The organism is Stenotrophomonas maltophilia (genome assembly GCF_003970865.1).
GTDB lineage: Bacteria > Pseudomonadota > Gammaproteobacteria > Xanthomonadales > Xanthomonadaceae > Stenotrophomonas > Stenotrophomonas maltophilia_AR.
In genome coordinates, this window is the sequence record NZ_RXLZ01000040.1 from 1 (window position 1) to 19,894 (window position 19,894).

19 protein-coding genes are annotated in these 19,894 nt (G+C 66.9%); 9 read left to right on the plus strand and 10 right to left on the minus strand.

The annotated features are described in order from the left end of the window. Nucleotides 1-386: 386 nt before the first annotated feature. Nucleotides 387-1,211, minus strand: coding sequence for a helix-turn-helix transcriptional regulator (locus tag EKL94_RS14020; protein WP_126929543.1), 825 nt, complete (start codon nucleotides 1,209-1,211; stop codon nucleotides 387-389). After that, the gene (locus EKL94_RS14025; protein ID WP_032129894.1) at nucleotides 1,208-1,912 is read right to left on the minus strand and encodes a VIT1/CCC1 transporter family protein; all 705 of its coding nucleotides are present in this window, start codon (nucleotides 1,910-1,912) and stop codon (nucleotides 1,208-1,210) included. Before EKL94_RS14025 ends, EKL94_RS14020 begins: the two co-directional genes overlap by 4 nt. Before the next feature lie 152 nt (nucleotides 1,913-2,064). On the opposite strand from EKL94_RS14025, the gene EKL94_RS14030 reads away from it, so the two are divergent. Then, complete coding sequence (locus EKL94_RS14030; RefSeq protein ID WP_126929544.1) at nucleotides 2,065-3,429, plus strand: glutamate--cysteine ligase; 1,365 nt, start codon at nucleotides 2,065-2,067, stop codon at nucleotides 3,427-3,429. Between the two features lie 77 nt (nucleotides 3,430-3,506). Here the strand turns inward: EKL94_RS14030 and EKL94_RS14035 are convergent, their stop codons facing one another. After that, complete coding sequence (locus EKL94_RS14035) at nucleotides 3,507-4,763, minus strand: NnrS family protein (RefSeq protein WP_126929545.1); 1,257 nt, start codon at nucleotides 4,761-4,763, stop codon at nucleotides 3,507-3,509. 91 nt (nucleotides 4,764-4,854) lie between these two features. Further along, entirely contained in the window at nucleotides 4,855-5,913 is a 1,059-nt protein-coding gene (locus EKL94_RS14040; protein ID WP_126929546.1) for an NAD(P)-dependent alcohol dehydrogenase, read from the minus strand. A gap of 107 nt (nucleotides 5,914-6,020) precedes the next feature. On the opposite strand from EKL94_RS14040, the gene EKL94_RS14045 reads away from it, so the two are divergent. Continuing rightward, nucleotides 6,021-6,905, plus strand: a complete 885-nt coding sequence (locus EKL94_RS14045) for a LysR family transcriptional regulator (protein WP_126929547.1) — start codon at nucleotides 6,021-6,023, stop codon at nucleotides 6,903-6,905. Nucleotides 6,906-7,015: 110 nt separating this feature from the next. Here the strand turns inward: EKL94_RS14045 and EKL94_RS14050 are convergent, their stop codons facing one another. Continuing rightward, nucleotides 7,016-7,678, minus strand: coding sequence for a TetR/AcrR family transcriptional regulator (locus EKL94_RS14050; protein WP_126929548.1), 663 nt, complete (start codon nucleotides 7,676-7,678; stop codon nucleotides 7,016-7,018). Nucleotides 7,679-7,754: 76 nt separating this feature from the next. Between EKL94_RS14050 and EKL94_RS14055 the strand changes: the two genes are divergently transcribed. Next, nucleotides 7,755-8,450 carry a DAPG hydrolase family protein gene (locus tag EKL94_RS14055; RefSeq protein ID WP_126929576.1) on the plus strand — a complete coding sequence of 232 codons (696 nt, stop codon included), beginning with the start codon at nucleotides 7,755-7,757 and terminating at the stop codon, nucleotides 8,448-8,450. Between the two features lie 12 nt (nucleotides 8,451-8,462). On the opposite strand, the gene EKL94_RS14060 is transcribed toward EKL94_RS14055, so the two are convergent. Next, on the minus strand, nucleotides 8,463-8,879 hold the full coding sequence (locus EKL94_RS14060) for a VOC family protein (RefSeq protein WP_126929549.1): 417 nt from the start codon (nucleotides 8,877-8,879) through the stop codon (nucleotides 8,463-8,465). A gap of 59 nt (nucleotides 8,880-8,938) precedes the next feature. Then, on the minus strand, nucleotides 8,939-10,042 hold the full coding sequence (locus EKL94_RS14065) for an alkene reductase (protein WP_126929550.1): 1,104 nt from the start codon (nucleotides 10,040-10,042) through the stop codon (nucleotides 8,939-8,941). 128 nt (nucleotides 10,043-10,170) lie between these two features. On the opposite strand from EKL94_RS14065, the gene EKL94_RS14070 reads away from it, so the two are divergent. After that, nucleotides 10,171-11,076 carry a LysR family transcriptional regulator gene (locus tag EKL94_RS14070; protein ID WP_126929551.1) on the plus strand — a complete coding sequence of 302 codons (906 nt, stop codon included), beginning with the start codon at nucleotides 10,171-10,173 and terminating at the stop codon, nucleotides 11,074-11,076. A gap of 10 nt (nucleotides 11,077-11,086) precedes the next feature. On the opposite strand, the gene EKL94_RS14075 is transcribed toward EKL94_RS14070, so the two are convergent. Then, on the minus strand, nucleotides 11,087-11,506 hold the full coding sequence (locus EKL94_RS14075) for an Imm70 family immunity protein (protein ID WP_126929552.1): 420 nt from the start codon (nucleotides 11,504-11,506) through the stop codon (nucleotides 11,087-11,089). A gap of 212 nt (nucleotides 11,507-11,718) precedes the next feature. Further along, nucleotides 11,719-14,808, minus strand: a complete 3,090-nt coding sequence (locus EKL94_RS14080) for a TonB-dependent receptor domain-containing protein (RefSeq protein WP_126929553.1) — start codon at nucleotides 14,806-14,808, stop codon at nucleotides 11,719-11,721. A 213-nt stretch (nucleotides 14,809-15,021) separates the two neighbouring features. Here EKL94_RS14080 and frmR point away from each other — a divergent pair, with 213 nt between their 5' ends. The 5 genes from frmR to EKL94_RS14105 all read left to right on the plus strand — a co-directional run bounded on the left by frmR (nucleotide 15,022) and on the right by EKL94_RS14105 (nucleotide 19,367). After that, nucleotides 15,022-15,297, plus strand: a complete 276-nt coding sequence (gene frmR / locus EKL94_RS14085) for a formaldehyde-responsive transcriptional repressor FrmR (protein WP_005411009.1) — start codon at nucleotides 15,022-15,024, stop codon at nucleotides 15,295-15,297. A gap of 66 nt (nucleotides 15,298-15,363) precedes the next feature. Further along, entirely contained in the window at nucleotides 15,364-16,473 is a 1,110-nt protein-coding gene (locus tag EKL94_RS14090; RefSeq protein ID WP_126929554.1) for an S-(hydroxymethyl)glutathione dehydrogenase/class III alcohol dehydrogenase, read from the plus strand. An 8-nt stretch (nucleotides 16,474-16,481) separates the two neighbouring features. Continuing rightward, nucleotides 16,482-16,841, plus strand: a complete 360-nt coding sequence (locus tag EKL94_RS14095; RefSeq protein ID WP_126929555.1) for a YqcC family protein — start codon at nucleotides 16,482-16,484, stop codon at nucleotides 16,839-16,841. A 63-nt stretch (nucleotides 16,842-16,904) separates the two neighbouring features. Next, nucleotides 16,905-17,735 (plus strand): S-formylglutathione hydrolase, encoded by an 831-nt coding sequence (gene fghA, locus EKL94_RS14100; protein ID WP_126929556.1) that lies wholly within the window; start codon nucleotides 16,905-16,907, stop codon nucleotides 17,733-17,735. 186 nt (nucleotides 17,736-17,921) lie between these two features. After that, nucleotides 17,922-19,367 (plus strand): GGDEF domain-containing protein, encoded by a 1,446-nt coding sequence (locus EKL94_RS14105; RefSeq protein ID WP_126929557.1) that lies wholly within the window; start codon nucleotides 17,922-17,924, stop codon nucleotides 19,365-19,367. Nucleotides 19,368-19,421: 54 nt separating this feature from the next. Here the strand turns inward: EKL94_RS14105 and EKL94_RS14110 are convergent, their stop codons facing one another. Next, on the minus strand, nucleotides 19,422-19,892 hold the full coding sequence (locus EKL94_RS14110; RefSeq protein ID WP_126929558.1) for a hypothetical protein: 471 nt from the start codon (nucleotides 19,890-19,892) through the stop codon (nucleotides 19,422-19,424). Nucleotides 19,893-19,894: the final 2 nt, after the last annotated feature.

Here is a 19,894-nt window from a genome sequence, read left to right on the forward strand (position 1 = left end):
TCCATCGGAATCGAATATTTCGAATTGGAATCGAAAAGCATCCACGCATGGCGTGGATCTACCGTGTCGACCAAGGTCGACACCTACCAACAGCCGCCGGAATCTGTCGAAGGCGGGGCGGTGTGGGTGGGCAGGACCGTTGGCGCCATGGATGGCGCCATCGAGCCCCCATGGGTGAGGGCGCTTTGCCTGCGAGGCATGCCTCGCAAGCGCCCGAACGCACAGCCGCCAGCGGCTGGGCCGGACCGCGGAGCGGGGTTTACGGCGTGTCCTGCCCACCCACACCGCCCCGCCATCCCACGGAATGCACGCTGTTGCTGTCGCTGTTGCTTCGGCTGTTGCCGTTGCGTCTGCAGGTGCAGGGCTGCAAGCCCTGCCGAACCCCCTCAAATGTCTGTGGGAGCCAGTCCGTACTGCTCGGCGAAGCGCTTGCTGAAACTCGCCGTGGACCGATAGCCCGCGCGTGCGGCCACGGTCTTCAACGGCAGGTCCGTGGTGTAGAGCAGCTGCATGCCATGCGCCAGCCGTGCCTCGGTGAGCAGCTGGCGCAGGCTGGTGTCCTCGGCGGCGAGACGACGACGCAGGGTTGCACCGCTCAGTGCGAACTGATCTTCCACATCGCGCGACTGCCAGTCGCGTGCCGGTTCGGCCGCGATGCGGTCGCGGATCTGTTCCCCCAGGCTCGGTGCCTGCGGCAGCAGCAGGTTGCCGTGGCCCTGCCGGCACAGGGTCAGCACCAGCGAGGCCAGGGCCAATCGTGCCTCGCTGTAACGGCCGTCCTGCAGCGATTGCCGCCACTGGCGCAGCACTGTGCCATGGTCGACCAACGGCAGTCGTGCCATCACCTGGCCCGGCGCGGGAAGGTCCTCGCTCCACAGCGTGCGAGCGGCCGCCAGCACTTCGGCACACAGCGGCACGATGGCGCTGAGGTAACGGCCGCTGCGTGGGTCGGGGCTGTTGACCACATCGATGCGGCAGCGCTGGGTCAGCAGCAGGATGTCGCCGGGGACGAACTCCAGCGACTGGTGTGCGGTACGCACCTGCTTGCGGCCTTCCAGCAGGATCGCGAACTGCGGTTGCGGAATCTCCACCGAGCTGGCGCCATGCTCGCGACGTGCGGTGATGCAGGCATAACCTTCGGCGCGTGCGCAGCCGGCCAGGCTGGCCATCTCGGCCAGCAGTGCGGTGGCCGGGGGCAGCATGGCGGTCATGTCACGTGTGCGCCGAGCAGGCGACCGACGCCGGCGGCGGCGGCCATCGCCAACGCGCCCCAGAACATCACCCGGATCGCGCCGCGTACCGGCGGTGCGCCGCCGGCCTGGGCCGCCATCGCGCCGGTCAGGCACAGGCCGAGCAGGGTGCTGGCGGTGGTCATCATCGCGACCTTGTCGACCGGCGCGAGCAGCGCGGTGAGCACCGGCAGTGCCGCACCGCAGGTGAAGGCGCCGGCCGAGGCCAGCGCTGCCTGCAGCGGGCGGGCGCGCAGGGTATCGGTGATGCCCAGCTCGTCGCGGGCGTGGGCGCCCAGTGCATCGTGGGCGGTGAGCTGTTCGGCCACCTGCCGTGCCAGCGCCGGCTCCAGGCCACGGTGGCGGTAGATCGCGGCCAGCTCTTCCAGCTCGCTGTGCGGATCTTCGTGCAGTTCGCGCTTTTCCATCGCCAGGTCGGCGTCTTCGGTGTCGGCCTGGGTCTGTACCGAGACATACTCGCCGGCGGCCATCGACATCGCGCCGGCCACGGTGCCGGCCACGCCGGTGGCCAGGATGGTTGCAGCTGAGGCACCGCTGGCGGCCACGCCGACCACCAGCCCTGCCACCGAGACAATGCCATCGTTGGCCCCCAGCACGGCGGCACGCAGCCAGCCGACGCGCTCGGAGCGGTGCAGTTCGGGGTGTCGTGAATGGCGGCTCATGCCCCCGAGTGTACGAGGGTCAAGAGGGCGTCGGTAGGATGCTGAAAACCGTCTCCGTCGCATGACGCAACGGGTCGCCACGCTATAGTGCGCCCTTGCGATGGAAGGCTCCGAGCCCCACATCCCCCGCCACCGTCCAGCGAGCCTTCCCCTTGTCGAGCCCCAGCCACGTCGCCGATACACCCATTACCGACCGCTCGCAGCTGGTGGAGGTGATCGCCTCCGGCGAGAAGCCCCGCGCGCAGTGGCGCATCGGCACCGAGCACGAGAAGTTCGGGTTCCGCCTGGATGACCTGCGCCCGCCGACCTTTGAAGGCGAGCGCGGGATCGAGGCGCTGCTCAACGGCCTGGTCCGCTTCGGCTGGGAGCCGGTGCAGGAGAATGGCAACACGATCGCCCTGCTGCGCGATGGCGCCTCGGTGACGCTGGAACCGGCCGGTCAGTTGGAACTGTCCGGAGCGGCGCTGGAGACCATCCACCAGACCTGCGTGGAAACCGGTACCCACCTCAACGAAGTGGCGCAGGTGGCCGGCGAACTGCAGCTGGGCTTCCTCGGCATGGGCTTCCAGCCGAAGTGGAAGCGCGATGAGATGCCGTGGATGCCGAAGGGCCGCTACAAGATCATGCGCTCGTACATGCCCAAGGTCGGTTCGCTGGGCCTGGACATGATGACCCGCACCTGCACGGTGCAGGTGAACCTGGACTACGCCACCGAAGCGGACATGGTGAAGAAGTTCCGCGTATCGCTGGCGCTGCAACCCATTGCCACCGCGCTGTTCGCCGATTCGCCGTTCACCGAAGGCAAGCCCAACGGCTACCTGAGCTACCGCTCGCATATCTGGACCGACACCGATGCCGACCGCACCGGCATGCTCGACTTCGTGTTCGAGGATGGCTTCGGTTACGAGCGCTATGTCGATTACCTGCTCGACGTGCCGATGTATTTCTCTTACCGCGACGGTATCTACCACGATGCCAGCGGGCAGAGCTTCCGCGATTTCATGCAGGCCAAGCTGCCGGTGCTGCCGGGTGCGCTGCCGACGCTGCGCGACTGGTCGGACCACATGACCACCGCGTTCCCGGAAGTGCGTTTGAAGAAGTACCTGGAAATGCGCGGCGCCGACGGTGGCCCGTGGAGCCGCCTGTGTGCGCTGCCGGCGTTCTGGGTGGGCCTGCTGTACGACGACACCGCGCTGGATGCGGCCTGGGACCTGGTGCGTGACTTCACCCTGGCCGAGCGCCATGCACTGCGCGACGGCGTGCCGAAGCATGCGATGAATCTGCCGTTCCGCACTGGCAGCGTGCGCGACCTGGCCCGCGAAGCGGTGAAGATTTCCGTTGAAGGCCTCAAGCGCCGCGCGGCGCGCAATGCCGACGGCCAGGACGAGAGCAAGTTCCTGGACGTGCTGCAGGAGATCGTCGAGTCCGGCCTGACCCCGGCCGAGCGCAAGCTGGCGCTGTTCCATGGCCGCTGGCATGGCGACGTCGATCCGGTGTTCCGCGAGTTCGCGTACTGAGTGGATTGTTCGGGATGCCGGGCATGGCCCGGCGCTACCGATGAGGGCTGCGTGCCGGGTCATGCCCGGCGGTGACGTCAGCCCGGCTTGCCGTCGCGCCGAGGGCTCAGGTAGATCCAGCCCAGCCGCGCCACCCACGGCGCCAAGGCCAGCAACCAGCCGATGGCAGCGGCGAAATGCCAGGCGTAGGCGTCGGGCATCAGCTCGGCAATGATGCGCATGATCGCCACCGCCTGCAGCGCGACGAACGCAAACCAGGCGACTGCCGGCATCACCAGCGGTCGCCCGGAATGGCCCTGGGTGACCCGGGTCACCATCGCCACCAGCAGGCTGCCGAACAGCCCCACGGCAAGAGCATGCAATGGCGCGCGTCCGAGCAGCTGCGGATGGCCGAGCAGATGACCGATGTCCTGCAGCAGATACAGCGCGAAGCTGATCGGCAGCCACGCCAGCGCCAGGAACAGGGCCGCGAGCAGGCCCGGCATCGGCCCGCGTGGCCACCAATGCCATAGCGCTTGCAGCGACAACATCAGCAGCGGTGCATCGGCAAGCCACAGCGCGTTATCGATCTGCAACGCGCTCAACAGCAGGCGCAACATCAGCAGCGCCCACATCGCGGCCAGCCAGCGCAGCGGCCGCCACGCCACATAGCCGTCCACCACGTTGTTGGCGAAGAACGGGATCATCCGATGCGCGACGGTGAGGTAGACCGGCAGCAGCAGGCCGAAGGTGCCGAGTGCCACAGTGACCGGCATCAGCGTGGCGTGGCCGCGTACCACCGCCATGAACAGCAGCAGCCCCAGCCAGCCCAGCAGCAGTGCGGCATAGCAGGCACGCGCATGCCAGTTGCGGTTGGGGCCGGCGGCCTGGAGCACGCGTCCCAGCACGATCAACCCGGCGCTCCAGCCGGCCAGTGCCAGCAGCAGGCCAGGCCACAGCCCGGGTGTCCAGCCGCAGGCGGCGGCAATCAGCAGCGCCTGCCCGCCAAACAGCCCGATGCCGACCGGCGCATAACGGCTGCGTGGCAGCTCGGGTTGCCCCATCCAGCGCGGGAACACAGTGAGCAGGAAGCCGAAGATGAAACTGGGCAGCACCAGGTACTGCATCAGCAGCGCGTGCAGCCAGGCCGGTGGCAGCGGCGGTGGCAGCGGCGTCCACAGCCCGCGCAATGCGCCCAGCCACAGCGCCCACCACAGCATGGCCAGCAGCAGGTTGCTGGCGCCGATGAAGAACAGCAGCCGATGCGGCGCACGCATCAGCATCGCAGGGGAGGGCAGGCGGGCCATGCGGGGAGTCTGCGCCCGGGCGATGGCCGCTTCCTTGACCTTCGTCATGCCAATGCATGGCTCGTGCCGGCCAGCGGCCGGCGCGACCAGAAAGAAACCCCGGCAGTGCCGGGGTTCTTCGTTCACCGTCGCCGATCGATCAGGCGGCGTTCTTCATCGTCGCCATGTCGATCACGAAGCGGTAGCGCACATCGTTCTTCGCCATGCGTTCCCAGGCTTCGTTGACGTTCTTGATGTCGATCATCTCGACGTCGCTGACGATGTCGTGCTCGGCACAGAAGTCCATCATTTCCTGGGTTTCGGCCATGCCGCCGATCGCCGAACCGGTCAGGTGCTTGCGGCCGAAGATCACGCTGCCACCGGTCAGCGGCGGGTCCAGTTCGGTCAGCACGCCGACCAGGCACATGGTGGCCTCGCGCTTGAGCAGGCCCATGTACGGGTTGGTGTCATGGCCGACCGGGATGGTGTTGAGCAGGAAGTCGAAGCTGCCGGCGTGCGCCTTCATCTGCGCGGCATCGCGCGAGACCAGCACTTCATCGGCGCCCAGGCGCTTGGCGTCGGCACCCTTTTCCGGCGTGGTGGTGATCATCACCACGTGCGCGCCGAGCGCCTTGGCGAACTTCACGCCCATGTGGCCGAGGCCACCGAGGCCGATCACGCCGACCTTCTGGCCCGGGCCGACCTTCCAGTGGCGCAGCGGCGACCAGGTGGTGATGCCGGCGCACAGCAGCGGGGCGGCGGCCTTCAGGTCGAGGGTCTCGGACACCTTCACCACGAAGCGCTGTTCGACCACCACGTGGTCGGAATAGCCGCCGTAGGTCGGCGCGCCGCTTTCGCGTTCACGGCCGTTGTAGGTCCAGGTCGCGCCTTCGGCACAGTACTGCTCCAGGTCGTGCTCGCAGGCGTCGCAGTGGCGGCACGAGTCGACCATGCAGCCCACGCCGGCGTGGTCGCCGACCTTGAAGCGGGTGACGTTGCTGCCGACCTCGGTCACGCGGCCGATGATCTCGTGGCCTGGCACCATCGGGTAGATCGAGCCACCCCAGTCGTCGCGGGCCTGGTGCAGGTCGGAGTGGCAGATGCCGCTGTAGAGGATCTCGATGCGCACATCGTCCGGGCCGACCGCGCGGCGTTCGAACTCGTACGGGATCAGCGGGTCGGTATGTGAATGGGCGGCGTAACCACGGGCGAGGGACATGGGGAATCCTTGGCAGGGTTTGTCGAAAGGCGCTTTACAATACGCCCCGTACCCAGCGGCAGAAAGCCCGGATATTGGCATGATTCATCAAGTGAAACTGCACAATCATGGCCACTGACAACCTCTCGCACCTGGCCGCGTTCGCCGCGGTCGCCCGCCACCGCAGCTTCCGCCGTGCCGGCGCCGAGCTGGCGCTGTCGACCTCGGCGGTGAGCTATGCGATCCGCGCGCTGGAAGAACGGTTGGGCGTGGGCCTGTTCCATCGCACCACCCGCAGCGTGGCCCTGACCGAGGCCGGGCAGCGCCTGCTGGAACGCCTGCAGCCCGCGCTGGGCCAGGTGCATGACGCTCTGGAGGAGATGAACCAGTTCCGCGCCGCGCCGGCGGGCCTGCTGCGCATCAATGCCACCCGTGCGGCGGTAGCGACACAGCTGGGACCACGGCTGGCGCGCTTCCTGCACGCCCATCCCGACGTGCGGGTGGAGCTGACCGAGAACGATGGCCTGGTCGACATCGTCGCCGAGGGCTACGACGCTGGCGTGCGCCTGCACGAGTTCGTACCCGAGGACATGGTGGCGGTGCCGATGGGGCCACCGCTGCGCGGGCTGATTGTCGGCTCGCCGGATTACCTGCGGCGGCACCCCGCGCCACAGCATCCGCGCGATCTTGCTGCACATGAATGCATCCGCTTCCGCTTCGCCAGCGGGCATCTGTACAAATGGCAGTTCGAGCGCGGTGGGCAGGCGCTGGAGATCGACGTGCCCGGACGGCTCACGCTGGGCGAGCAGGGCACCGTGGTCGGCGCGGTGCTCGATGGCATCGGCCTGGCCTACGTGCTGGAAGACACCGCGCGGCCGTACATCGATTCGGGCCAGATGGTGGCGGTGCTGGAAGACTGGAGCGAACCGTTCGCCGGCTTCGCGCTGTACTACCCGAAACAGCGGCAGATGCCCGGTGCGCTGCGCGCGTTCGTGGATATGCTGCGCGAGTGAGTTGCTGCAGGAGTGCCGACCAACGGTCGGCACCCACCGGGGGCAGGCCATTGCTGTCCAACGAATCGGGATCGGCCGGTAGATCCACGCCATGCGTGGATGGCGCAATCTTACGGCGCCTGCAACACCGGCCCCAACAACGCCATGCACTCACCCAGATGCACGTCCACCGGCGCATCCTCGGCCACCACACCGATCACGCGTTCGCGCAGTGGCTCTGCCACGGCCATCGCGAGCAGCAATCGTGCCATGCGAACAGGATCTCCCTCACGCAGCAGCCCACGCTGCTGTTGCCGCGCCAGCCAGTCGGCCAGCAGCGCACGGCCGCGTTCAATACCGTTGTCCAGATAGGCCTGCAGCAGCGCGTCCTTGCCCGGGAAGTCGGTGGCCAACAGGCGGAATACCTGCACCGCCTGCGCCGACAGCGCCTGCGCGCACACCGCCTGCAGGATGTCCTGCAGCAACGGCAGCACCTCGTCGGCATTGCGCGCATCGCGCTGCAGCTGCGGCGCGAAGCCGTCGGTCCACTCGCGCACCGCCAACCCGACCAGTTCCTCGCGGTTGCTGGCGTGGCGGTACACGGTCTTCTTCGCCACCCCGGCGTGCGCCGCCACCGCTTCGATGGTGGTGGCCTCGTAACCCTGTGCCAGCAACAGCTCCAGCGCGGCCTGCAGCACGGCGTGGCGGACTTCGGCTTCCGGTCGCGCAGGGCGGCCGCGGCGGCGGGTTGGTGGAGGTGGCTCGGGCAGGGTGGTGCTGTTCATTGCGCCCATCTTACCGCATTCGGACAATTGCGAAACGAATAGCGTTTCCGTATTGTCGGATCTCCCAACACCGCAGGAGACCCCGATAGATACCGCTGTGAATGCCCGCGCCTGGCTGGACCACCACGATCTGCTCGACCCGGCACCGATGCGCCTGGAAACCGGCATCCAGCGCCGCGAAGACGGCACCCTGCTGGTGGCGGTGCGTACCGATCTGCACGGCTGCAAGGGCCGCATGCTGGACTGGTGGTTCACCTTCTTCGAGACCACCCAGCACATCCGCTGGTGGCATCCGGTCGATCATGTCGAGCATCGCGGCTGGGACGAGGCCTGGCAGCGAGGACGCAGCTACCACGGTGCCAGCATCCATGCGGTGGAATCGCTGGCCGACATTCCGCCGGTGGCGGCGCGCCTGAAGTTCCATGACCCGCGCACGCTGCTGGTGCCCGAGCGCCTGCAGGCGGCACAGGATGCAGGCGATGTATCGGCGGTGATCGCCGCGCGCATCGGCTTCGGCGACCACGTCCGCCTGGATGCAAACGGTGATCCCTGCGACGGGCAGATGCTGCACGTGGCGCGTGATACGCCGTTTGGCTGTGTGCTGCGCAGCCGCTTCGTGCTCGGCCTGGACAGCGCCGATCCGCACCTCGATGCCGGCGATGCGGTCGGCCTGGGCCTGCTCAAGCATTGCTACACGGAGTTCAGTTTCCTCTCGCGCCTGCTGCCGTCGCTGTACTACGGCGAGCGCGCCAACGGCGAAGCGGTGCCGTTGCCGTGGTGAACGTGGCGCCGGTCATTCGACCAGCGCGTCGTAGCCTTCAGCGCTGAACTGGATCAGGCAGAAGCCGTGGCCGAACGGATCGGCCAGCACGGCGATGTGCCCCCAGCGACGCTCGCGCACGGACTGCTCGAGCGTCGCCCCGGCCGCAACCGCTCGTGCCAGCGCCGCTTCGATGTCATCCACCACCCAGTCCAGGTGCAGCGGCGTCCAATGGCGCTCGTAGTCGCGCACGTCGCCGTCTTCGGTGGCGGCGCTGCCGGCCTCGTTCTGCAGCAGGTACAGCGGCGCTGGCCCACCGAGCAGCTCCACCGCGCCCGGGCCGAGACGGCGGCCGGTACGCAGGCCGAAGGCTCGGATGTAGAAGTCTTCGGCAGCGGCGAGATCGGGGACATCGAGGTTGACGATGAACGATGCGGTGGGCGTATCCATGGGCAGATTCAGTGGATGCGGGCGGGCAGTGTACGCCTGCATCCACGCATGGCGTGGCTCTACTGTGCGCGCGGGTAATCGAGGTAGCCTGCTTCGCCGCCGCCGTAATAGGTGTTGCGGTCCGGCGTGGCCAGCGCGACGTTGTGCTGCAGGCGCTCGACCAGATCCGGGTTGGCGATGAACGGCTGGCCGAACGCGGCCAGGTCGATGGTGCCGGCCTCGACCAGCTGCAGGGCGCGTTCGCGGGTCATGCCACCGGCCAGGATCACGGTGCCGCCGTAGGCCTGCTTGAACTGTTGCAGGAACGCCTCGTCCAGCACCGACTGGCCCGCCTGCAGGTTGTCGTTGAGGTGCACATAGGCCAGGCCGCGCTTGCCCAGTTCGTCGGCCAGGTACAGATAGGTGGCTTCGTTGTCGGGGTAGAACGGCATGTCGAAGGTGAGGTTGTTCGGTGCCAGGCGCACGCCGATGCGATGCGCACCGATACGCTGCGCCATTGCATCGACGGTGTCCAGGATCAACCGCGCACGATTGGGCAGCGAACCACCGTAGCGGTCTTCGCGCTGGTTGATGAGCGGGTTGAGGAACTGCTCGAACAGGTAACCGTTGGCCGCATGCAGTTCGATGCCGTCGAAGCTGGCTGCAATGGCGTTGTCCGCCCCGCGCACGAAGTCGTCGACGATACCGGGGATCTCCGCGGTCTCCAGTGCACGTGCCGGGGTGGGATCGGCATGGCCGCGGCTGCCGTCGTCCAGGTACACGAACGAGGTGTTCTTCGGTGCGCTGGCCACCGGGCGGGTGCCGGCGCTGACCGGTTGACCACCGTCAGGCTGCAGCGAGGCATGCGACATGCGGCCGACGTGCCACAGCTGCGCAAAGATCGTGCCCTGTTCGGCGTGCACGGCGTCGGTCACCTGCTTCCAGCCCGCCACCTGCGCCGCCGACCAGATGCCGGGCACGTCGATGTAGCCCTGGCCCTGCGGCGAGACCGGGGTGCCTTCGCTGATGATCAGGCCGGCGCTGGCGCGCTGCCGGTAGTACTGGGCGGTCAGTTCGTTGGCCACGACGCCGGGGTTGCGGGCGCGGGTCATCGGGGCCATCGCGATGCGGTTGCGCAGGGCGGTGCCTGACAGGTCGAAGGGTCGGAAGAGGGCGGCGGTCATGTCGGTCATCTCGGTGCGGGGGAGGCGCCAGCGGCGCGATGCACACAGGATGGAGTTGACATGCAGGCGCATAAAGCGCTTCGATCTCCCTTGGTGCGGGACTATTTGTCCCCAATGGGGTGTGAACGATGCTGCCGCTGGAATCCTTGAATGGCCTGGTGACCTTTGTCACCACCGCACGCTCGGGTAGCTTCACCGAGGCTGCCGACGCGCTGGGCATCTCGCGCTCGGCGGTGGGCAAGGCCATCGCGCGGCTGGAAGCGCGGCTGGGGGTGCGCCTGTTCCACCGCACCACGCGGCGCATCGCGCTGACCACCGATGGCGAGGCGTACTACGCCTCCTGTGCAGCGGCGCTGGAAGAGATCTCCGCGGCCGAGGCCTGCCTGGGTTCGGCCGGGCTGCCCAGCGGGCGGCTGCGCATCGACATGCCGTCCTCGTTCGGGCGGCTGGTGGTGTTGCCGGTGCTGCTGCGGTTGTGCCGGCAGTACCCGGACCTGCAGTTGACGATGACCTTCACCGATCACTTTGTGGATCCCGTCGAGGAAGGCATCGACCTGCTGATCCGCTTCGGTGGGCTGCACCAGGCAGAGCATCTGGTGGCGCGGCGGCTCGGGCGCCAGCGGCTGGTCACCTGCGCATCTCCGGAGTACCTGCAGGCACATGGCGTGCCGCGCACGGTGGAGGAACTGGCGCAGCACCGCAGCATCGTCGGTTTCCGTCATGGCCAGCCGGTCTGGTGGCGGATCGGCAGCGGGCAGGACGACGGAACGTTCATTCCCAGTGCGCCCTATCAACTCAATGATGGCGATGCGGTGATCGAAGCGGCCCTCGCTGGCCTCGGTATCTGCCAGATGCCCATTTCACTGGTACGCCGGCATCTGGATTCCGGCGCGCTGCAATCGGTGCTGGACGCGCACATGCAACGGCATATCGACATCCATGCGCTGTGGCCACCGACGCGCCACCTGCGGCCGAAGGTGCGCTATGTGGTGGACGAGCTGACCCGGTTGGCGGAAGAGGGTCTGTTTGATTGAGCGGAGGGCATCAATAGTCGACGATCCGGGCGGACGTGTCTTCGCCTTCCTGAAGTGCTTCAAACACCTCAGCCAGAAGCGCGATCAGATCGCGTCCATGCGCGGTGACGAAGTAGGTCGCCAGGCTGTCGATGTCGGGAGCGATATCGCCTCCCCACGGTGGATGCTGGGTTCGATCCTCGAACGACCAGATGACACGGGCTGGGGGCAGCTCGGCCAGCTCGCTGCGGACCCTATGCAGTTCGACCAGTGCGTCGGCAGCATCTGATTGCTGCAGTCTGCCGGCGTACAGCTGCCTCAGGAGAACAGGGAATCGGCTTCCCCATCCATCCGGTTCGAGATTTCCTGCGATGGTTGAGAAGAACGCGTACAGGAAGCTGGGACTTCCTATTTCATCGGTGATCTGTCCAAGCCGGATGCCGACTGTCATGCGCGTGGACTCCAATGACTGGCCGGAACCGCAGGCAGGATATAGGCGATCTCCTGATGGTGCCTCATCGATTTTCATTCCGCGTGATGTTCCCTTGATGATCGGCCCCGGTAGAGGGGGGCGTCCATACGAAACATTGCAGAATCCGAGGGCGCATTGAAAAGAGCGGGGCCCGTACACCGGGCCCCGTCTGTGAAACCGCTGCGCCTGGCCTACTTGAAGTTGTAGCGCAGGCTGGCCATGTAGCGACGGCCCAGTGCATCCAGTACATAGGGGAATGGACCGATGTCATCGCCCACGTTGATCACCGACAACGTGACGCGTGCGGCGTCGGTGATGCGGTAGGTGACGTTGGCGTCCCAGGTGGTCCAGCTGTCGCGGTAGAAGTACTGACGGCTTTCCGGGGTATCGGTCATCGTGTACTGGGCGCGGCTGGTGTAGTTGGAGGCCACGCCGTAGTTCCAGTTGCCGATGCGATGCTGGGCGGTCCAGCGGAACTGGCGCTTGGGCTCGTTGAAGCTGCCCGCCTGTTCGACGAACGGCACGTCCCGGTTCGCGGCCTGGCCACGGTTCTTCGGCATGTAGCCGTAGAAGTCCAGGTCCAGCACGCCGAAGCGCGACAGGTCCCAACGGTAGCCGACTTCGGCGGTCCAGCCGCGGAACATCAGCACCGGGCCGTTGCCATACTCGGTCTTGATGCTGGTCGCCACGCCGGTGTTCGGATCACGCGTCACCAGGCCGCAGAAGCGGTTGGCGTTGGGCACGTTGGCGGCGTTGAAGTCGGCAGTGTCGAAGCAACCGGTGATGATGTCGTTGGCGCTCAGCGACGTGATCACGTTGTTGATCTTGATGTCATACCAGTCGGCGGCGACGCGCAGGCCCGGAATCCATTCCGGCGCGAACACGATGCCGGCCGTCCACGACTTCGCCGTTTCGTTCTGCAGGCGGGTGCTGCCGTTGGTCGAACCCAGCGTATTGGTCGGTTGCTGGCGGAAGGTGTTCGGATCGGCGCCCGGGTAGGCGGCGAAGAACGCCTGGCAGTTGCGGCGACGCATCGCCGGATTGGAGCCGCCGCTGATGTTGTCCAGCGAGCACACTTCCGGGATGTTGTAGTAGGCCGGCTGCTGGGTGGTGTAGAGCTCGGCGATGGACGGCGCGCGCAGTGACTGGGTCTTGTTGCCGCGCAGCTGCAGGCCGGCGATCGGTTCGTACTGGACGCCGTAGGTGAACGCATTGAACGCGCCGGCAACGGAATTGTCGACGCGGCGGAACTTGGCGGTCAGGTCCAGGCGATGCAGGCCCGGAATATCCCAGTCGGGATTGAACAGCGGTGCCAGCACTTCGGCGAACACTTCATTGGTGTGGTATTTGCCTTCCGCCGCCTGGGTCGGCACCGAACGGCCCTGGCCCAGGCGCTGGTATTCGCTGGGGGTGAAGGAGCCTTCTTCGCGGCGGTGTTCGAAGCCGGCCGCCGCGGACAGTTCGCCGCCGGGAAGATCGAACAGGCCGCCGGATACCGACGCGTTGATGACGGTCTGGCGGGTCTGCGCCTTGGCCACGGTCCGGGTGGAGACATAGTCCAGGGCTTCGCGCGACGCCTGGTTCTCGCCGAACAGATTCAGTGGGCGGCAGTTCGCATCGGCCGTGGTGCCCGGGCGGGTGGCATCACAGATGATGCGCCCGCTGGCGTCGGTGGTGACGTTGATTGCATTGATGAAGTTCTGCTGGATCAGGCCGGTGCCGAGGTAGTCGAAGTCACCGCGGCCATGGGTGACGCTGGCTTCCCAGTTGAAGCCGCGCTTTCCAACCTCGAAGAAGCCGTTCAGGCCGAGCACCGCGCGGGTCAGGCGGGTCTCGGTGCTGGCGTTGTTCATCGACAGGTCGCGCGAAGAACGCGACAGGCGGAACGAGGTGATGCCGTTGTCGGCGAGGATCCTACGGGTTTCCGCACTCAGGAACGGATTGCTGGCGCTGAAGGTCAGTGCGCCGCTGGCGGTACCGCCGCCGTCCAGGCGCGCATTGCCGAAGGACACGGCGTTGTAGACGTTCTGGTCCAGGGTTTCGCGGGCGGTCGCTTCGTATCGCGAAAGCTCGAAGAAGCCGCGCACGTTGTCGGTGAAGTCGAAGCTGCCGGTGGAGAACACCGAGCGTCGTTCAAGGTCGGCGATCAGCGGCACTGTCTCGAACAGGTTCAGGCCGTCACCGCCGGAGGCGTTGCCGCCGGCGTAGCTGATGCCGGGATTGAACTCGACCAGCTTGCCCTCGTTGTTGAACTGCCACAGTTTGTCTTTGTTCGGGCCGAAGCCAAGGATGTCGCCCAGGCCGTTTCGCGTGTAGCTGCCGGTGGCCGGCATCACCAGGCCACCGAAGGTCATGCTGGCAAGGCGTCGGTTGCGGATCCAGACCTGGTCGGGGATGCCATCGCGGGGCCCGGTGTTGAACGGAATGCTGCCGTCGATGCGGCCATCATTGGTTGGCCGGCGCAGGGGCTGGGAGGTGGCATTGGCCGCCGTGGGATTGGCCTGCAGGCTGTAGCCCTGGCGGTAGAAATCGCGTTGCAGCGCGTTCACGCCATCGGCATTGTCCAGTTCCGCCGCCACCACGATGTGGCCACGCCCATCGGCGAATCCGGTACCGAAGATGGCCGACCAGGAGTAGCGCTCGTTGTCGTTCTTGCTGGTTCTGCCATAGCCGAGTTCGACTTCGGCGCCATCGAACTTGTCGCGCAGGATGATGTTGTTGACGCCGGAGATCGCATCCGAGCCATAGGTGGGGGCACCGCCAACGCTGAGGCTTTCAATGCGTTGCACCATGACGCTGGGAATGGCGTTCATGTCGACCTGGATGCCCGAACCGCCGCCGGCACCGAAGATGGTGGGCGGTGTAGAGGTCACGAAGCGGCGTCCATTGACCAGGGTCAGCAGGCGATTGCTGCCCAGGCCGAACTTGCTGGCGAAGTTGACGCCGGCACCGAAACCGGCCTGGTCGCCGCGCGAACTGACGCCGGCACTGACCCCGGGAATCCGGGTTACTGCGTCAATGAGGTTGGTGTCGCCATAGTTCTCGATCGATTCACGGCTGACCACCGCAGCGGGCTCCAGCGTGTCGAAGCCGGCGCGGTAGATGCGCGAGCCGGTGACGGTCATCCGGTCCAGCTGCACGGGGGTCTTGCTGCTGGCGGGCTCGGCCTTCTGTTCCTGCGTGGCGGCCTGCTGCGCCATGGCCGGTGCGGCGGCCACCAGCACCAATGCCGAACCCAGCGCGACAGACAAGCGACTGCGGGCGAACAACGGTCGGTACATGATCTCTCCCTGGTCACGCCAATGTGACTCAGGGATAAACGGTAGGGCGGAGCAGACACCCTAAGTCATGAAAAAGTAACATTTGAATCTATTTATTATTCATTCATTTTCCCGGACTGATCTGTCAGTAGCGCATGCCCTGGCAGCGCGATGTGGCTTCATCTGTCCGTGTATGTATACTATCCCCCAGTATAGTTCCAAGGTGGCCCCGCCATGCCGCACTCCCCCGAAGAGAAGAAGAAGGTCCTGGCTCGCGTGCGCCGCATCCGCGGCCAGTGCGATGCGCTGGACCGCGCGCTGGAAGCCGGTGCCGACTGCGGGCCGGTGCTGCAGCAGATCGCGGCCATCCGTGGCGCGGTCAACGGCCTGATGTCCGAGGTGATGGAGGCCCATCTGCGCGAGGAGTTCGGGCAACCCGCAGCCTCCGACGAACAACGCGCCGAACGCGTGCGCGACATGAGCGCGTTGATCCGCTCGTACCTGAAATAAGCATCGGCGCCACTTCGCGCCGATCTCCCTGCCATCCCATTTCCGCCTGATCCTGGAGAAACCACCATGAAGTCCCGTGCCGCCGTCGCCTTTGGTCCCGGCCAGCCGCTGCAGATCGTCGAGATCGACGTCGCCCCGCCGAAGAAGGGCGAAGTGCTGGTCAAGATCACCCACACCGGTGTCTGCCACACCGATGCGTTCACGCTGTCCGGCGATGATCCGGAAGGCCTGTTCCCGGTGGTGCTGGGCCATGAAGGCGCCGGCATCGTGGTGGAAGTGGGCGAGGGCGTGACCAGCGTCAAGCCCGGCGACCACGTGATTCCGCTGTACACCGCCGAGTGCGGCGAGTGCCTGTTCTGCAAGAGCGGCAAGACCAACCTGTGCGTGTCGGTGCGCGCCACCCAGGGCAAGGGCGTGATGCCCGATGGCACCAGCCGCTTCAGCTACAACGGCGAGCCGCTGTACCACTACATGGGCTGCTCGACCTTCAGCGAGTACACCGTGGTGGCCGAAGTCTCGCTGGCCAAGATCAATCCGGAAGCGAACCCGGAGCACGTCTGCCTGCTCGGCTGTGGCGTCACCACCGGTATCGGCGCGGTGCACAACACCGCCAAGGTGCAGGAAGGCGACAGCGTGGCCGTGTTCGGTCTCGGTGGCATCGGTCTGGCGGTGATCCAGGGCGCGCGCCAGGCCAAGGCCGGCCGCATCATCGCGGTGGACACCAACCCGTCCAAGTTCGAGCTGGCGCGCGAATTCGGTGCCACCGACTGCATCAACCCGAAGGACTACGACAAGCCGATCCAGCAGGTCATCGTTGAAATGACCACCTGGGGCGTGGACCACAGCTTCGAGTGCATCGGCAACGTCAACGTGATGCGCGCGGCGCTGGAATGCGCGCACCGTGGCTGGGGCCAGAGCGTGGTGATCGGCGTGGCCGGTTCGGGCCAGGAGATCTCCACCCGCCCGTTCCAGCTGGTGACCGGGCGCAAGTGGATGGGCACCGCCTTCGGTGGCGTGAAGGGCCGCAGCCAGCTGCCGGGCATGGTGGAAGACGCGATGAAGGGCGATATCGAACTGGCCCCGTTCGTCACCCACACCATGGACCTGGACAAGATCAACGAAGCCTTCGACCTGATGCATGAAGGCAAGTCGATCCGTTCGGTGGTCCATTACTGAGCCGCGTCATGGGCTGGCTGGATGCCCTGCGCCGGCCGCGTGCGGAAGACCCGCGCGCGGCCCTGGTGGCCCCGATCGAGCAGGCGTTGCGTGCGCTGGGCTGGGTAGTGGGCGAGGTGGGGCCACCGCGTGCGGTGACCTCGGCCTTCGGCAGCGATGATGGCATGCCGTTCGAGCAGTGGCTTGCGCAGGTGTTCCTGCCGCGCCTCTACGAGGCGCGTGCGGCCGGGCAATGGCCGCCGCGCAGCGATGTGGCCGTGGCGGCCTGGCGCAATCTTGATGGCCAGCCTGGCGTCGAACCGTTGCTGCGCCTGCTGGCGCAGCTGGATGAACGGATCAACAAAGGCATCCACGCCGCGCGTGGATAAGCCGACCAAGGTCGGCATCTACCAGAAGCACGCGTGCGCTGACGCGCCGTGCAGGAGAGCACCATGGAACGCATTGAACACCGCGCCTGTTTCGGCGGCTGGCAGGACGTCTACCGCCATCATTCCACCACGCTGGGCTGCGACATGCAGTTCGCCGTGTACCTGCCGCCGCAGGCGGAAACGCAGACGTTGCCGGTGCTGTACTGGCTGAGCGGCCTGACCTGCACCGAGCAGAATTTCATCACCAAGGCCGGCGCGCAGCGCTATGCGGCCGAGCACGGCGTGATCATCGTTGCGCCTGATACCAGCCCGCGCGGCGATGACGTGGCCGATGCCGAGGGCTATGACCTGGGCAAGGGGGCGGGGTTCTACCTCAATGCCACCCGTGCACCGTGGGCGAAGCACTACCGCATGCACGACTACGTGGCACAGGAGCTGCCGGCACTGATCGAGGCGCATTTCCCGGTCACCGATGCGCGTGGCATCAGCGGCCACTCGATGGGCGGCCATGGTGCGCTGGTGATCGCACTGCGCAACCCGGGGCGCTACCGCAGCGTGTCGGCGTTCTCGCCGATCGTCGCACCCAGCCACGTGCCGTGGGGGCAGAAGGCCTTCCACGCCTACCTGGGCGACAACCCGGCGGACTGGGCGCAGTGGGATGCCAGTGAACTGGTCGCCGTGGCCCGTGAGCGCCTGCCGCTGCTGGTCGACCAGGGCGAGGCGGACGAATTCCTGCAGACCCAGCTGCAGCCGCAGCGCCTGCAGCAGGCCTGCGATGCCGCCGGCCATCCGCTGACCCTGCGCCTGCAGCCGGGCTACGACCACAGCTACTACTTCATCGCCAGCTTCATCGGCGAGCACATCGCCCACCACGCCCGCGCCCTTCACGGCTGAGGGCTTTCCGGTAGTGCTGGCCGCTGGCCGGCAACCTGCAGCCCTGTGATTCATTGGGATTGCCGGCCAGCGGCCGGCACTACCATGGCGGCACACGCGGAGTGTCGTCTTGCCGCAGTGAATCACGTGGCCGTGGCGCGGGCGGGGCTATGGTGCGCCCATACGGCCTTGCGGATCGGGGGATGCATGCCGGTAGTGCTGGCGCTGCTGTATGTGCTGTGCCACGGTCTGGTCGTGGCCCTGTGGCCGGGTCCGGCCGGTGTGGGTTCCTTCGTGTTCCTCACGGGCGCCCCGTTGCTGGCGGCGGCGGCCTGCCTGTGGCGGGCGCGCCGCGACCGTGCCCCGCTCGGCTGGCGCGCCACCGCCCTGGCGCTGCTGCTCTGGGCAGGTGGCATGGCCGTCAACATGATCGACGCGCTTGGTGCGGGCCGTGCCGATGTCACGCCGCAGGCCAGCCTGTTCCTGTATGTGCTGTACGGCGTGCCGCTGGTGTTCATCCTGGCCCGTGCGCGCCGCGAGCGGCTGAGCATCAGCCTGATCGACGCGGCGATGGCCGCGTTGCTGGGCGTGCTGTTCTTCGTGCACGCGCAGTCGTTCGCCGCGCGCGTCGACATCGATGACCACGCGTTGTCCAACATGCAGCGCATGTTCGATATCCAGAATCTGTGCATCGCCGGGTTCGCGGTGGTGCGCTGGCTGGTGGGCGACGTTCCGGAGCGGCGCAACTTCTTCCGCGCGCTGGCGATCTATGCGGTGGGCTACCTGATGGTGGCGTACTACATCAACCACTACACCTCGGAACAGTCCTTCGGTGCCTACAACGATCTGCTGATCGACCTGCCGTTCCTGCTGCTGGCATTGCTGGCGATGAGCCAGGCGCCCGCGCCGACGTTCGTGATGCACCCGAGGCTGGCCAGAACGGTGCAGGCGGCGGGGCCGATGATCCTGCCGTTGCTGCTGCTGGTGGTCGGTACCCTGGTGGTCGACCACGCGCGACCACTGGCCGTCACCGGCTTCGTGGTGGCAACGCTGGGCTTCGGCGTGCGCAGCATCCTGTTGCAGGTGGACCTGATGGAACGGCAGGCATCGCTGGACCAGCTGGCACGGCAGGATGGACTGACCGGCGTGGCCAACCGGCGCGAGTTCGACGCACTGCTGCTGGCCGAATGGAACCGTGCGCGGCGCAGCGGCAGCGAGCTGGGCCTGCTGTTGCTGGACATCGACCATTTCAAGGTCTTCAACGACCGCCACGGACATCCGGCCGGGGACCGCTGCCTGCAGGCCGTGGCCACCGTCCTGAAGATCAGTGCCGGCCGCGCCGGTGACAGCGTCGCCCGTTACGGCGGCGAGGAATTTGCGGTGATCGTGCCCGGAAGCCCGCTGTCGGGCGTACTGGCGCTGGCCGAGCGCCTGCGTGAGGCGGTGGCGGCGCTACCACTGCCGGAAGGGGCGGTCAGTATCAGCATCGGCGTGGGCTACCTGCATCCGCCGGCGCTGGCCAGTGCCGATCAGTTGCTGGCGGATGCCGATGCCGGCCTGTATGCCGCCAAGCGCGCCGGTCGCAACCAGGTGATCCTGCATGCGCACGTGCTCGACGACGAAGGCAGTGCGCACGGCAGGATGGATTGCTGAGCGCACCAGGTGGCCGGTCCCGGTGCGCGATTGCGCACGGGCGGCGCGGCCGGGTCATCGCTGCCGCAGCCAGCCGGTGGGATCGAGCAGCCTCAGCCCGACCGGTGACAACGAGCGCTGCCGCAACGGCAGGTTTGCCGCCTGCACGGCCATGGCACAGCGCGCCAGCTGCTGGCGCAACGGTGCCAGCGTGTCGTCTTCGCGGGGCCGGGCATGCCGCCATTGTGCGATGCGCAGCAGGCAGACCAGCAGGTCCAGTTCGCTGGCAGCGATGAACGGAGAGCCGGCCGGCAGCAGATCGATCGGAGCGGCAGGCGTGGCCAGCAGCGGCAGCAGGCCGATGAAGGCGTCGCAGCCCTCCTGGCCAAGCCCGAGTCCGCTCAGCTGGGCGAGGCCATCGGCGTGCAGTTCAGGGTCGCGCAGCTGCCGTATCGCGCCGAGCAGCGCCTGTTCGCCGCGGCCGAACTGGCGGCCGAAGGCGCGGTAGTTGACCCGGGTGGGAAACAACGGGGAACGGGAGGCCATGG

Coding starts and splice junctions, on each gene's coding strand:
- EKL94_RS14020 (WP_126929543.1), bottom strand. CDS start 1,211: ATGACCGCCATGCTGCCCCCGGCCACCGCACTGCTGGCCGAGATGGCC.
- EKL94_RS14025 (WP_032129894.1), bottom strand. CDS start 1,912: ATGAGCCGCCATTCACGACACCCCGAACTGCACCGCTCCGAGCGCGTC.
- EKL94_RS14035 (WP_126929545.1), bottom strand. CDS start 4,763: ATGACGAAGGTCAAGGAAGCGGCCATCGCCCGGGCGCAGACTCCCCGC.
- EKL94_RS14040 (WP_126929546.1), bottom strand. CDS start 5,913: ATGTCCCTCGCCCGTGGTTACGCCGCCCATTCACATACCGACCCGCTG.
- EKL94_RS14045 (WP_126929547.1), top strand. CDS start 6,021: ATGGCCACTGACAACCTCTCGCACCTGGCCGCGTTCGCCGCGGTCGCC.
- EKL94_RS14050 (WP_126929548.1), bottom strand. CDS start 7,678: ATGGGCGCAATGAACAGCACCACCCTGCCCGAGCCACCTCCACCAACC.
- EKL94_RS14060 (WP_126929549.1), bottom strand. CDS start 8,879: ATGGATACGCCCACCGCATCGTTCATCGTCAACCTCGATGTCCCCGAT.
- EKL94_RS14065 (WP_126929550.1), bottom strand. CDS start 10,042: ATGACCGCCGCCCTCTTCCGACCCTTCGACCTGTCAGGCACCGCCCTG.
- EKL94_RS14070 (WP_126929551.1), top strand. CDS start 10,171: ATGCTGCCGCTGGAATCCTTGAATGGCCTGGTGACCTTTGTCACCACC.
- EKL94_RS14075 (WP_126929552.1), bottom strand. CDS start 11,506: ATGACAGTCGGCATCCGGCTTGGACAGATCACCGATGAAATAGGAAGT.
- EKL94_RS14080 (WP_126929553.1), bottom strand. CDS start 14,808: ATGTACCGACCGTTGTTCGCCCGCAGTCGCTTGTCTGTCGCGCTGGGT.
- frmR (WP_005411009.1), top strand. CDS start 15,022: ATGCCGCACTCCCCCGAAGAGAAGAAGAAGGTCCTGGCTCGCGTGCGC.
- EKL94_RS14090 (WP_126929554.1), top strand. CDS start 15,364: ATGAAGTCCCGTGCCGCCGTCGCCTTTGGTCCCGGCCAGCCGCTGCAG.
- EKL94_RS14095 (WP_126929555.1), top strand. CDS start 16,482: ATGGGCTGGCTGGATGCCCTGCGCCGGCCGCGTGCGGAAGACCCGCGC.
- fghA (WP_126929556.1), top strand. CDS start 16,905: ATGGAACGCATTGAACACCGCGCCTGTTTCGGCGGCTGGCAGGACGTC.
- EKL94_RS14105 (WP_126929557.1), top strand. CDS start 17,922: ATGCCGGTAGTGCTGGCGCTGCTGTATGTGCTGTGCCACGGTCTGGTC.
- EKL94_RS14110 (WP_126929558.1), bottom strand. CDS start 19,892: ATGGCCTCCCGTTCCCCGTTGTTTCCCACCCGGGTCAACTACCGCGCC.